Origin of the sequence: Phytoactinopolyspora mesophila (genome assembly GCF_010122465.1) — a bacterium.
In the GTDB taxonomy this organism is placed as follows: domain Bacteria; phylum Actinomycetota; class Actinomycetes; order Jiangellales; family Jiangellaceae; genus Phytoactinopolyspora; species Phytoactinopolyspora mesophila.
In genome coordinates this window covers 515,619-526,442 of sequence record NZ_WLZY01000004.1, presented here as the reverse complement: position 1 = coordinate 526,442, position 10,824 = coordinate 515,619, and the positions used below count along the sequence as shown (strand labels likewise).

The window sequence follows — 10,824 nt, the reverse complement described above, 5'->3', positions numbered from 1 at the left end:
CTACGCCGCCGAGATCGCCCGCACCCGCTAGAAGTCACCCGCAATCACCAACCATGCGAATAGCCTCACCGACCCAAGATCACTCCCACCCACTCGGACCGGCCGGAACATTGCTCTCTACCAGTTTCATTCGCGGGGTCGATGTCGCCACCGTGTCGAGCTGGCTTGGTCACAACAGCCTCGCGGTCACACACATCTATGTTCGGCATCTGGGCAGCCGAGCGGATGGGGCTGCGTTGAACATGCTGAATAGCCCTCGGGGAACGCCGGGGGTACAGATCCAAGAGAGGAAAACGGGCCCGACTAGCAGAAGCGCTCCAGGCTCTGCTCACCGTCGCGCAACACTCCGGCGCCGTACGACCGGACGTCACAGCCTCGGAGATACACGCCATCCTCGCCGGCGTTCTGACGACCGAAAGCCGCCTTCCGCCAACTCGCCATGGCCCTGGACTCGAAGTGGCCATCGCCGGACTGCGACCAGCAAACACTCAAGAGCAGAGACACACTGCCGCCAGGAGACATTGAACGTTGTCCCCCGTGGTCACGACTCCGATGGCGGCTGACGGCCTTTGTCCGGCACGTCCAGCCTGTCGCGCACGGCGGTCCGGGCCCGGTGCAGGCGTGACTTCATCGCCGCCACGCTGAGTCCGAGGCTGTTGGCGACATGCTTGCCGGAGTGGCCGTACACGTCTCGCAGGATAAGCACACGGCGTTGATCATCGGGCAGTTCGGCGATCGCGACTGCGACCCGCTCGACCTCCAGTCGTTGGATTACCTCATGCTCAAGCGTTACGTCGTGGGAGGCGTCCTGTACCGAATCGATCGGCTCCTGCCTCCGACGCCGGGACGTGACGATGAGGCGTAGGCATTCGTTGCGAACGATCTGGAATATCCACGAGGCCAGCGCCGCGGAAGCACGTAGGGTCCCGATCTTGCGATAAAGGATGATCATTGCTTCCTGGGTGGCATCCTCAGCATCCTGCTCGCTGAGGCAGACGGTGCGGGCGAACCGATGTACGTGCGGATGCGAGGCGGTCAGCAAGGCGCGGATCGCGTCAACGTCACCCTTCTGCGCCGCCATCACGATGTCGCCGACGGGCCAACCCGGCTCGTCCGATTTCACGACCGACACGCTACTTGTCTTCCAGCTCGCCAGCGAGCACAGCGATCGCGTCCATCACGGCCCGGTGGGAGTAGCCACCGGACGGGACCGTCGCGATGTTGAGGTAGCGGACCACACCTGTGCGGTCGACGAGGACAGTGCCCGACTCCTGCATCGAGCCGAAGACCTTGCGCGCCAGACCAATCGCCGCGTGGGGCGTACCCTCGGCGCTCATCACCACGGCGAATGGTAGCTGCATCCGGGCGGCCCATCGCGCCGCTGTGCCTGCATCGTCGGGCACAGCCACGACGATGGTGGCCCCATGGGCGGCGTAGTCGGCGGCGTTCGCGGCCAGGCGTTTGACGTGCCGGTTGCACATCGGGCATCGGGTGTGGCGCATGAAGTAGATGAGCACGTGACTCTTGTCGCGGAAGTCGTGCAGGCGGATAGCCGCACCGCTGGTGTCGGTCAGCTGCAGATCAGGCGCAAATTGGCCTACCTTGATCATGTTCTCTCCTTTCGACTAGCGACACCCGAGATCGGTGAGTCGCCTGAAGAGAAGAGACGCACACCCGGGAAAAGGATTCGCCTGCGACCAAGATGGGGTCCGCGGCGACGTCGAGAGCGCGTTCTGCGAGAGACAGACGGGCCGTATGCGAAGGCCCGACGAGAGAAGGTGCAGCCGCGTGAGGAGATGGCGGCAGGCTGACACACGGGACAGGCCGTAAGGTGCGCCCGTATGACGAGACACACGACACAGTGGACGGTGGTAGACCATGAGCAGCGGTACCCGCAGCGAACTCCTGAGCCGCCTGGCCGAGACGATTGACTCCGTCACGGTCGGGCACCCAGTGCGCGTCGCCATCGACGGGCCGCCTGCCGCTGGCAAGACGACACTGGCCAACGAACTTGCCGTTGTCCTGCGCGCACAGGGCCGCGAAGTCATCCGCGCGACGATCGAGGGTTTCCTGTTCCCCAAGGCACAACGCTATCGCCGCGGCGAGTACTCGCCCGAGGGCTGCTACTTCGACAGCCACGATCACGAGACGATGTGCCAGGTCCTGCTGGACCCGCTAGGGCCAGCTGGTGATCGAAAATTCCAGCGGGCGGTCTACGACCGAAGCACCGACACCACCCTGCGTGTCCCTATCGCCGAAGCACCCGCAGACGCCGTGCTGCTCTTCGACGGCGTCTTCCTTCTGCGCCCGGAGCTGGCCGACCGTTGGGACTTCAGCATCTTCATGTCCGTCACGTTCGAACGGACGTTAGATCGCGCCCAAACTCGAGGCGAGGCGCTGGCCGGATCCGCGGCCAGCACAACCGAGATCGAGCGGGCCTGGCAAGACCGCTACATCCCCTCCCAGGAGCTCTACCTCGCCACTGCCCACCCAACAGACCGCGCCGACATCATCGTCCACAACGAAGAGCTCCAGCGGCCGGCCTGGGAGATTCGATCACGCTGATCAGATCCACAGGATCGCACAGAGGACATTCCGCACGTATTGCAGGGTGCGGTGTTTGAAAGCCGTGGGGACATCGCGACGTGGACAACACCTGTTCCCAGCGGTGGATGGGATGAGGACTGGGTTGACGAGAAGACGGCAAGCACTTGGCGCGAAGTGCTGGAGATGGAGCGAGGAGAAGGCACGCCGTCGAACGCATCGGCGAGGCAGCGACCGACGTCCACAACGCACTGACCGTCCTATACCGCCAGATCATGCGCCTAGTGGTCGCGATGTCACCTATCCGTGCAGCAGACCCAGCCCATGACCGGGGAGCAATGCGGCACAGTAGAGCCGTTCAGCCCAGATGATGGTCACCCCCGTACTTGTACCGTCAGATAGCCGCCCATATCGAGGCTCGCATCCGGTCCGGTGACTTGCCTCAGGGTTCGCGTCTACGGGGTGAGCGTGATCTAGCTATTGAGTGGCCTTGAGAACGGCGGCTTGTTCTTCCGGAGTCTTGCCAGGGCGGCGAAGCAACACCACGCTGGGCAGCGCCGCCCCGCTCTTCGCCAGGAGTTCACCGAAGTCAGTGTCCGCCGATATCACCACGCGTTCATCTTCCTTGGCAGCCGCCATCACATCCGCGTCAGGCTTGCCCAGCAGACCAAGGTCGCCAACATGTACCGCGTCGTGGCCAATCTCTGCGAGCAGACCGCACAGACGTGCGCTCAGGCACTCGTCGATCAGGAGTTTACGCGGTGGCCAGAAGCGGCATCTCACGCTGATCGACAGCGGCGGCCGCGAACTGGAGCGCGGCGTCAACGTCGCCTGGCGCTAGTTGCGGGTAATCAGCCAGAATCTCGTCCCGGGACGAGCCCTCCGCCAGGCGACCGACGATCATGCACACGGGTATGCGGGTCCCCTGGATACAGGGAACCCCGCCCATGATCCGGTGATCGATGGCGATTCGGTCAAGCGCCATGCCTAGAGCGTACCGAGACGCACTGGTCTCGCACTGTGCCCATTTCGGCACTTACCAGGCTTCCTGGTCCCGTTGAGAAGGAAGAGGCCCGGCCGGCCCATTGACTTCGGTGAGCAGCAAAGGGGAGGACGGTATCGGAGCAGGAATGTCGTTGAGCGCTGCTTCAACCCGCTCAAGCAGTGGCGCGGTATTGCGATGCGCACCGATAAGGCCGCCCGGAACTGTGCTGCGGCGATCACTCTTGCCGCGGTGCTGACTTGGATCAAGACCGACCTGAGAAGCAGCATTGCTTAGCTACTACTCGGCGGGTTTCCTTCGTGTCATACCGCGGAGGGCGCTGGTCCGAAGTGGAGAGGCACGAGTCGTGTCAGCTCCGGCGCGGCATCCCAGAAGGCCTCATCGAACTCATCGAGACGAGGCGAAAGGTCAGCTCCGGTGATCGCGGTGTAGACGTCATTCATCGTGTTAACGCCCTCGGATTCAGCGATCGGGCCAACGATCTTCCAGAACTCGCGGACTACCGCGAGTGTGCGGGCCGCCTCGATCGAGGCCAGCGCCGCGAGTCCAGCATGAATCTCCCCCACACCCCAGTTGCCGAGGACCTGCAGGAGTCCTCCATTGTTGCCGTCCGCGATGAGTCGCCATAGCGCAACGAGAGAACGAGAGCGCGTTGAGAGTGCGGATACGTCCCACTCCGCGGCTTTGAGCTCACTCAGCGCTTCCTCGTAGAGCCCGTCCTCTTCCAAGGCCCAGACGTCCAAGGCGCCGTCGCTTGAGGCTTGCCCTGCAGCGGGCCAATTCACTCCAGTACCGTTGTCCGTGCGTACCCAGCCCGCCCGCTCGGTCTCGTCCATCGCCGCAACGACAGGACCCGCCCAACCGATCGGCGCTGCGAGCCTGCGGCCGTCCTCAAGGACGAGAAGAATCCGCTTCTCCTCGAAAACCACGTCCACCACGGGGGATCCAGCCACTCCCATTCGCGAAGCCCACCCTCCTGCCGAACAGGGCCCAGCCTACGACAGTAGCGCGACCGTTCTCCCAGGTTTCGTCAGGCCGCCTCTGGAGTCGGTCACGGGCTCTGGTGCTGTTGGCGAATGGGTGTGGCGGGTTGACACGGAAGGTCGAATTGCCTAATTTAGTTCTCATGATAACTAATTTGAGAAACAATCACCTCTTCATCTTTGCGAAGATCACGCCGAAGCCAGAGCACTATCTTGCTGCGAGGGATGCATTGGCTGGCATCGTAGAACGGACCCGCTCAGAGGAAGGCTGCCACGCGTTCAGCCTGCTTGAAAATGAAAGCGAGGGGCTTCTCTGCCTGTACGAGGAATTTACTGACGAAGCTGCACTTGATTACCACTATCGCCAGAGCTACACGCAGGAGGTCTTCGAACTCTACAAGGACTGGCTAGCCTCCGCAGTTGAGGTAACCAAGATGCAGTATGTGGCATGAGGTCGCAGGGCAGTACGCGGCGTCCGGTGGGGATCCCGACCAGTTCCCCGACACGGCTGGCACGTCAGCTCCCGTGATCGGTGGGATAGGACCACGCTGCTGATGTTCTTCCTCAAGGAACTCCCGTCGCGGGAGATGATGGATCGCTACGGCTCGCGCTACCCCGAGATGGATGTGCAGGCCGTGGAGGATGCGTTGGCCCTGATGCGGCGAGCCAGCCTGCTCATCCGTGATCTGGAAGCGTACTTCTCTGGGCTCAACCTCTCTCTCCTCCGCTTCCTTATTCTCATCGTCATTGATCGCGAGCCGGGCAGATCCAGCCTTACGATGGGGGAGATAATCGAACGGGTGGATATCTCTAAGCCGGTTATGACACGAACGGTCAGAACTCTGGAGGACGATGGCTTGATTGTGGTCGCACCGGACGACCGCGACAGGAGGTCGAAAGCGATCGTACTGACCGAACACGGGAAAGACGTGCTCGATGACGTACTGCCGGGGTACTTCGCGTTGATCAGCGACTTCATGCGGGCGGGCGATGGCCGGTGAAGGCGCTCTAGGAGGCCGCTGAATAATCGGCGTGTTCTCCCGAGCGTGTGCTAGCTCGGCTGAGATGATCTTTTCCGCTGAGGTCGGACCTGCGCACCTTCCCTTCGACCATCGCCGAGCCTCCAGGGTGCGGCACGGGTTCGAAGGGACTTCCGTCATGACCCAGCAACTGCACGTCCAACCGTCGGTGTCGGGGTTTATTGCCTCCGCGCCGCAGTTGTCCTACACCGACTAGGGCGACGCCGGCTTCTACGCCAAGGGCGGCCAGGAGCACTTCACTCGCAACGACGACGGCACCTTCACCAAGCAGGACACGACCTTTCATGACTCGTGGCCTATCGCAAGACTGCCGAGCACGCCCACGAGCGGTTCGCCAAGGGCGATAACTTCGTCGCCGAAGGCTACGTGCGCGACTACACCTACACCAAGGGCAACCAGGTCGAGGGCAGCGAGTTCATCACCCGCAAGATCGGCCACGACCTCGCCCGCACCAACTACGACGTCGACCGCTCACGCCGCACGGCGACCGCCGAGCGCGGTATCGGGGCCCCGGCGCCGGCCGCGCCTGCGCAGTCAGCCACGGCTCGCACGGCGAGCATCTCGATGTGACTGGCGGCGACCATGAGTGACGACGATATGGCCCCGCCGCTCCCACCCGATCCGGACGAGGCCGACTTCGAGGACATCGAGCCCGACGATCCGGCGACGCCGGCCAACGCGAACTTGCTGCCCGAGCCGCCGCACCCGATCAACTGGAATCTGCTGACCGCCGACGAGGCCGAGACCGAGTGGCTGGAGCTCAACGCCTGGGTGAACTGGCTGCGGTGGAACTGTCTGCGCTGCACTGCACTGGCTGTGCGCCTACGACCCCGAACAGAACGGCTCCACCCCGCTGGGCCGGCACCGCGACTTCGCCGACGACCACCAGCGGTTGCGCGATTGGGTCGCCGCCTCCAGCACCCGCCTGGACCGCAGCGGGCCCACCCGGAAGACCGCATGGCCGGGCGAGGACCCGGCCGAGCCGGTGAAGGACACGATCATCGCCCACCGCGACGAAGACTTCGTGCAGTGAGCGCTCGATGCCATGGCCGAGCTCCGGCAGGCCGAGGGCGAGTTCTACGCCGGTGGTGAGAGCTGATCCGCAACTACGAATGCAAGACCAATCGGCGCCCCGAGAGCGAGCGTGGCCTGCGTGTCGTCGTGACACCTCGCCGCGAGCGCGACCTGGAACTGCTGGCGCGGGTGATCGTGGACATGGCGATGACCGACCCGCTCGGCCTGCATCCGACCACCGAAGACGAACCCGCAGGGGCAGGCCTGGATCGGCGCGACATCCGGCAAGTAAAATGCTGACGTTGCCCTTCGAGGGCGCATCAGTCGCTTCGGGTCTACCGGCATCATCGGTGGCTTACTTGGCCGGCGTCGCTGGTCATGCTCTTTCTCTCAACTGGCGCTCGCGGGATCACCGCGGGGGCAGGCGGCCGCCTGAGAGGTACGAGAACCGTGCCCACCGCCACCGAGCTGAGGAGATTCGAACCCCTGACCTTCGATCAGGTGTACGAACTGGGCGTTGGCAACCGTTGACTTAGCTAGTTGACCTGGCGCGATGCAGTTGACCACTGCCGGCGACCGTTGGACATATCGAGTAGTTTTGTGGTCGTAAAGTGGTCGAACTTGATCTTCGGCGACGCACCCGAACCCTAGGCTGCGCCTTCCGCCCGAGCCGCCGCGACGAACGCTTCGACGTCTTCTCTGGCGTACAGCACCCGGCGACCACCCACCCGGAAGCTCCTTGGTCCCTTACCGATGTACCGCCAGTAGCGAACCGTCTCAGCCGGCACACGCAATAGCTCCGCGACTTCGGCAGTAGTCATGTACTCGTTCACGAGCAATCTCCCTCCAACCTGTCCGTACCTACCGGGAGCCACGACACCGCGCACAACGACCCGCTCTCGTGCGTGACCGGCCACACTGGTGGTATGGACGGCAAGCGGTCAGGAGCACCCTTCAGCTACGCAGACATCAAGCCATACGCAGTGCCCTCGCAGCTTGAGGAGTTGCGTGGACCTGAGCACGGCCTCGTCACTCTGCCCCACGAGGTCGCCTGGGGTGGGCGCCGGGAGTTCAATCTCGACGACGACTACGACCGCGCAGCCATGTACAAGATCGTCCTCGAAGAAGGACAAGAAGCCGACCAACGCCGCCTGCTCAACCGCGCGATCCTGCGCCGGGAGTGGCGCAACATCCTGCCTGCCCGCCAAGTCCGCACACTGTGGGAGAACCGCTTCCCTGAACTCGGTCGCGCCGCCTAGACGGATGCGCTGCAGGAACGGCTCGCCCGCATCGCTCTGGACGCCATCGGCGAGCGCGTCCGTGATCACGTACTCCCTCATGGTCGCGTCCCAAGCGGTTGCTGGTGAGGGAGCCGACTCACCGCGCACACCGTCTAGGCCAAGTGCCATGGCCATTACCCCAGCAGCGCTCTGCCGGAGCTAAAGCGATCTCATTGGTGTCGGTAGTCATCGCGGTACGATGAGGCTGTGGCTCGATGGAGCGAGGTGAACGTCGATGAACGCAAGGTGCTGGACTATCTCCTCGCAGCGGACCACCCGGTCGGCGGCGACAAGGCCACGTTCTTCCTCACTGTCGGCTACACAAGAGCACACTGGAACCAGCTCCGAGATGATCTCGAAGAGATCGGACTTCACGGTCAGATCGTGGACGAACACAAGACTCAGTTCGGATACAAGTACGTAATCGACGGGGTGATCCAGACTCCAAACGGTCGGATGATCGGATTGCGTACAGTGTGGATCAGCGACGAAGCTGACACCCCGCCTCGACTGGTGACGGCCTACCCGAGCTAAGGAGATCGCGATGTACAAGGAACACGAAGTGGTTGTCCTTCGCCGCGACCTACCCAACGCTGGACTGGTCAAGGACGATGTCGGCGCCGTCGTCGGCGTCTATGCCTCCGGCGGCTACGAAGTGGAGTTCACCGCCGCAGACGGCAACACGGTCGCCATCGTGACCCTCGCCGAAGACGACATCCGGCCACGACGACGACGAGAAATCTTGCACGTCCGCGAAATCGCCTCAGCCGCTTCCTAAGCACTACGCACAACGTCCGCCTTACAGGCCAGCTCGTCCGCTCACCTGTGCGGATTCGGCGCCGTGGCTCTGGCCTGCGCGGTTACCGTTTGTTACCGGTGGCCGGGATGGCCGGTTTTGGCCCTCTTGCGGACTGGCTGATCATGGCCTACCGCTGGCCTGACGTTCCTCGACGATGAACTCCTCGACATCCTCGCGCGCGTAGAGGACCCGCCAGCCACCGATCTTGAAGCTCCTCGGTCCTTTGCCGACATGCCGCCAGCACCGGACCGTCTCCGCTGGTACCCGCAGCAGCTCGGCGACCTCAGACGTGGTCATGAACTCGCTCATCAGCGCCACTCCCCTTCCCAAGCTCCTACCTAGCTGGAGCCTCCGAGCCACGGACACGACAGAAGGGTGCAGCACAACGCCCTCATCGACCAGGGCGGCATCAGGGAGAGCACTCCTCCGTTTTGCTCACTGCGGCCGAGTTCCCCAGCCCGCGTCAGCTGCGTCGTTCGCGGATATGACGTACCTCGAGCCTCGAGTTGCAGCGGGAGGGACAGGCTGTGATCCGCCTCAGGCAGGGGTGCCCAGAATCCGCAGGGCTGCCTGGGCGTTAGCGCGGTCGCGTTCAGGGAGTTGCCGCCAGGCCGGGTGCGGCTCGGGCAGTGCCTTCACCAAGGTGGCGAGTCGAGAGCGGTCGGAGCCGGCGAAGTCGTCTCGCTCGGTGAATGGGTCGGTGATGCAGGCCAGCAGGGCCACCGCGTCAAACAAGTGACGGTCGCGGTCGCGGGAGTCGGTGGTGTACGCGGCGGCTTTCAAGATGAGCGCGCCGAACGGGCGAGGCACCGAGACTGTGGTGATAGTGCCGGGCTCGATCTCCAAGCGAGCGTTGATGGTGCGACGCAGCGCCTGAGTGCCGCCCTCGATGCGGACCATGTCGCGTCCGCGTAGCCGTTCGATGACCTTCGGTGCCGGGTGATCGGAGATGAGAACGTCGACGATCTCGTTCTCGACTGCCCCGGCGACCACGTCGACTTTGCTGGAACCACGCACAAACCGGTGAGCGGTGTTGTTGCGCGGGTCAACGGTGTCCTGGAGTTCGTAGCCGATGGACTCTAAGGCTGTCGCGGTGGCGTGAGGGACGCCCCGGCTGGTCTCTATGTGCAAGATGATGTCGACGTCGTTAGTCGGCCGGACAACTCCCAAGCCGTGATGCACGGCGTGCAACTGCGTCATCAGACCGCCGACGAGGGTCCATCTGTCGGTGGGGAGCACGGACGCCAGTTCGGCCACGTTGGGCCATGGCGGCGGCCAACCACCGACCGCGGAGTCAACATCGACGCTGAGGCGCGTCTGTTCAGAGCCCGGGCCAGTCATCGGCGGTACCCCTCCAGAATTTCAGCGAGTGCGCGCTGCCCCACTCCGCGGACGCGGGGGTCAAGGGACGCGGCAGCGTCCAGGGCCGCGAGGGTGACACTGCGTGAAGCGAGGTCGGTGACGACGTCGAAGTCGAACCCGGTGGAGCGTATGACGACGTCCCCGTCTGGGTCGTTGCGTAGGCCGAGGGACCTGACCGTGGCGTCGAGTGTGTCCGCAGCGAGGTAGCCCTCAGCGGCGCCGGGCTCGCCCGGACCGATCGCAAGTCCGAGCGCTGCGTGGTCGGTGACGGCCATGCTGTCCATCAGCCGGGTGACAGCGGCCGGGTGCGCGGTGAACGTATGGACCTTGGCTCGATCACGAGTACGGGCGAGGATATCGGCGGGATCGGTGATATCACGCAGCGCGCTCCGGAGACGTGAAGCCTGTACGGGGCCGAGCCAGGCGGGGGTGTTCCCGCTCAGGAGCGCGATCGCCCCCCATGCGGTGTGCTCGGCCCACGCCCGGGTGCGGCCGCCCTGGCGTTCGGTGAGGTAGCGCTCCACGGAGGACCGATCGATGAGGCCTCGAGCGATCCGGGTCAGCTCACCGGAGTCCACGAGCCTCCGGACGTGCTGGACCGTCACACCGAGAATGCGTGCCGCCTCCTCGGTGCTGACGAACTCTCCCCTCAACGACATAACAGATAATGTTCCATTCCGCGCCTAATCTGTAAACCACCTGAGCGCCTGAAGTTGCCGCGAAGCGGCCGAACGACGCACACCCATCGGATCCGCCACGCGACGGTAGGACGCACGTTTGTCGTCGGTCCGCGCAGCGA

General features: G+C 63.9%; 18 protein-coding genes and 1 pseudogene. 10 read left to right on the top strand and 9 right to left on the bottom strand.

What is annotated here, in order from left to right; genetic code table 11:
• Positions 1 to 249: 249 nt before the first annotated feature.
• Positions 250 to 525: an SbtR family transcriptional regulator gene (locus F7O44_RS32325; protein ID WP_425501393.1), complete on the top strand. Its 276-nt coding sequence runs from the start codon at positions 250 to 252 to the stop codon at positions 523 to 525.
• A 16-nt stretch (positions 526 to 541) separates the two neighbouring features.
• Here the strand turns inward: F7O44_RS32325 and F7O44_RS14855 are convergent, their stop codons facing one another.
• On the bottom strand, positions 542 to 1,123 hold the full coding sequence (locus F7O44_RS14855) for an RNA polymerase sigma factor (RefSeq protein WP_222851378.1): 582 nt from the start codon (positions 1,121 to 1,123) through the stop codon (positions 542 to 544).
• Positions 1,124 to 1,133: 10 nt separating this feature from the next.
• Entirely contained in the window at positions 1,134 to 1,610 is a 477-nt protein-coding gene (locus F7O44_RS14850) for a peroxiredoxin family protein (protein WP_162450999.1), read from the bottom strand.
• 268 nt (positions 1,611 to 1,878) lie between these two features.
• Here F7O44_RS14850 and F7O44_RS14845 point away from each other — a divergent pair, with 268 nt between their 5' ends.
• Positions 1,879 to 2,565 (top strand): cytidylate kinase family protein, encoded by a 687-nt coding sequence (locus tag F7O44_RS14845; protein ID WP_162450998.1) that lies wholly within the window; start codon positions 1,879 to 1,881, stop codon positions 2,563 to 2,565.
• Positions 2,566 to 3,021: 456 nt separating this feature from the next.
• Here the strand turns inward: F7O44_RS14845 and F7O44_RS14835 are convergent, their stop codons facing one another.
• The 3 genes from F7O44_RS14835 to F7O44_RS14820 form a co-directional block, all read right to left on the bottom strand.
• On the bottom strand, positions 3,022 to 3,327 hold the full coding sequence (locus tag F7O44_RS14835) for a DUF5615 family PIN-like protein (protein ID WP_162450996.1): 306 nt from the start codon (positions 3,325 to 3,327) through the stop codon (positions 3,022 to 3,024).
• A complete protein-coding gene (locus F7O44_RS14830) occupies positions 3,299 to 3,529 on the bottom strand; it encodes a DUF433 domain-containing protein (protein WP_162450995.1) in 231 nt (76 codons plus the stop codon). The genes F7O44_RS14835 and F7O44_RS14830 overlap by 29 nt, the downstream gene beginning before the upstream one ends.
• 320 nt (positions 3,530 to 3,849) lie before the next feature.
• Complete coding sequence (locus F7O44_RS14820) at positions 3,850 to 4,485, bottom strand: DMP19 family protein (protein ID WP_162450994.1); 636 nt, start codon at positions 4,483 to 4,485, stop codon at positions 3,850 to 3,852.
• A 188-nt stretch (positions 4,486 to 4,673) separates the two neighbouring features.
• Between F7O44_RS14820 and F7O44_RS14815 the strand changes: the two genes are divergently transcribed.
• From F7O44_RS14815 to F7O44_RS14795, 5 genes and pseudogenes are all read left to right on the top strand, one after another.
• Positions 4,674 to 4,982 carry a putative quinol monooxygenase gene (locus tag F7O44_RS14815; RefSeq protein ID WP_162450993.1) on the top strand — a complete coding sequence of 103 codons (309 nt, stop codon included), beginning with the start codon at positions 4,674 to 4,676 and terminating at the stop codon, positions 4,980 to 4,982.
• A 102-nt stretch (positions 4,983 to 5,084) separates the two neighbouring features.
• Positions 5,085 to 5,531, top strand: a complete 447-nt coding sequence (locus F7O44_RS14810; RefSeq protein ID WP_162450992.1) for a MarR family winged helix-turn-helix transcriptional regulator — start codon at positions 5,085 to 5,087, stop codon at positions 5,529 to 5,531.
• A gap of 330 nt (positions 5,532 to 5,861) precedes the next feature.
• The gene (locus F7O44_RS29665; protein ID WP_222851377.1) at positions 5,862 to 6,140 is read left to right on the top strand and encodes a single-stranded DNA-binding protein; all 279 of its coding nucleotides are present in this window, start codon (positions 5,862 to 5,864) and stop codon (positions 6,138 to 6,140) included.
• Between the two features lie 12 nt (positions 6,141 to 6,152).
• A pseudogene (locus F7O44_RS31900) lies at positions 6,153 to 6,600 on the top strand (hypothetical protein); the annotation flags it as partial.
• Positions 6,601 to 6,731: 131 nt separating this feature from the next.
• Positions 6,732 to 6,884, top strand: coding sequence for a hypothetical protein (locus tag F7O44_RS14795; RefSeq protein WP_162450991.1), 153 nt, complete (start codon positions 6,732 to 6,734; stop codon positions 6,882 to 6,884).
• Positions 6,885 to 7,231: 347 nt separating this feature from the next.
• Here the strand turns inward: F7O44_RS14795 and F7O44_RS14790 are convergent, their stop codons facing one another.
• On the bottom strand, positions 7,232 to 7,417 hold the full coding sequence (locus tag F7O44_RS14790; protein WP_162450990.1) for a helix-turn-helix domain-containing protein: 186 nt from the start codon (positions 7,415 to 7,417) through the stop codon (positions 7,232 to 7,234).
• A gap of 93 nt (positions 7,418 to 7,510) precedes the next feature.
• Between F7O44_RS14790 and F7O44_RS14785 the strand changes: the two genes are divergently transcribed.
• From F7O44_RS14785 to F7O44_RS14775, 3 genes are all read left to right on the top strand, one after another.
• The gene (locus F7O44_RS14785; protein ID WP_187361325.1) at positions 7,511 to 7,843 is read left to right on the top strand and encodes a hypothetical protein; all 333 of its coding nucleotides are present in this window, start codon (positions 7,511 to 7,513) and stop codon (positions 7,841 to 7,843) included.
• Between the two features lie 228 nt (positions 7,844 to 8,071).
• Positions 8,072 to 8,398: a DUF6883 domain-containing protein gene (locus F7O44_RS14780; RefSeq protein WP_162450989.1), complete on the top strand. Its 327-nt coding sequence runs from the start codon at positions 8,072 to 8,074 to the stop codon at positions 8,396 to 8,398.
• 10 nt (positions 8,399 to 8,408) lie between these two features.
• Positions 8,409 to 8,642 (top strand): DUF4926 domain-containing protein, encoded by a 234-nt coding sequence (locus tag F7O44_RS14775; RefSeq protein WP_162450988.1) that lies wholly within the window; start codon positions 8,409 to 8,411, stop codon positions 8,640 to 8,642.
• 141 nt (positions 8,643 to 8,783) lie between these two features.
• Here the strand turns inward: F7O44_RS14775 and F7O44_RS14770 are convergent, their stop codons facing one another.
• The 3 genes from F7O44_RS14770 to F7O44_RS14760 form a co-directional block, all read right to left on the bottom strand.
• The gene (locus tag F7O44_RS14770) at positions 8,784 to 8,972 is read right to left on the bottom strand and encodes a helix-turn-helix domain-containing protein (protein WP_162450987.1); all 189 of its coding nucleotides are present in this window, start codon (positions 8,970 to 8,972) and stop codon (positions 8,784 to 8,786) included.
• A 228-nt stretch (positions 8,973 to 9,200) separates the two neighbouring features.
• Positions 9,201 to 10,004: a nucleotidyl transferase AbiEii/AbiGii toxin family protein gene (locus F7O44_RS14765; protein ID WP_162450986.1), complete on the bottom strand. Its 804-nt coding sequence runs from the start codon at positions 10,002 to 10,004 to the stop codon at positions 9,201 to 9,203.
• Entirely contained in the window at positions 10,001 to 10,684 is a 684-nt protein-coding gene (locus tag F7O44_RS14760) for a helix-turn-helix domain-containing protein (protein ID WP_162450985.1), read from the bottom strand. The genes F7O44_RS14765 and F7O44_RS14760 overlap by 4 nt, the downstream gene beginning before the upstream one ends.
• Positions 10,685 to 10,824 lie beyond the last annotated feature (140 nt).

Coding starts and splice junctions, on each gene's coding strand:
- F7O44_RS14765 (WP_162450986.1), bottom strand. CDS start 10,004: ATGACTGGCCCGGGCTCTGAACAGACGCGCCTCAGCGTCGATGTTGAC.
- F7O44_RS14810 (WP_162450992.1), top strand. CDS start 5,085: ATGTTCTTCCTCAAGGAACTCCCGTCGCGGGAGATGATGGATCGCTAC.
- F7O44_RS14845 (WP_162450998.1), top strand. CDS start 1,879: ATGAGCAGCGGTACCCGCAGCGAACTCCTGAGCCGCCTGGCCGAGACG.
- F7O44_RS14785 (WP_187361325.1), top strand. CDS start 7,511: ATGGACGGCAAGCGGTCAGGAGCACCCTTCAGCTACGCAGACATCAAG.
- F7O44_RS14815 (WP_162450993.1), top strand. CDS start 4,674: ATGATAACTAATTTGAGAAACAATCACCTCTTCATCTTTGCGAAGATC.
- F7O44_RS14850 (WP_162450999.1), bottom strand. CDS start 1,610: ATGATCAAGGTAGGCCAATTTGCGCCTGATCTGCAGCTGACCGACACC.
- F7O44_RS14775 (WP_162450988.1), top strand. CDS start 8,409: ATGTACAAGGAACACGAAGTGGTTGTCCTTCGCCGCGACCTACCCAAC.
- F7O44_RS14760 (WP_162450985.1), bottom strand. CDS start 10,684: ATGTCGTTGAGGGGAGAGTTCGTCAGCACCGAGGAGGCGGCACGCATT.
- F7O44_RS14770 (WP_162450987.1), bottom strand. CDS start 8,972: ATGAGCGAGTTCATGACCACGTCTGAGGTCGCCGAGCTGCTGCGGGTA.
- F7O44_RS14830 (WP_162450995.1), bottom strand. CDS start 3,529: ATGGCGCTTGACCGAATCGCCATCGATCACCGGATCATGGGCGGGGTT.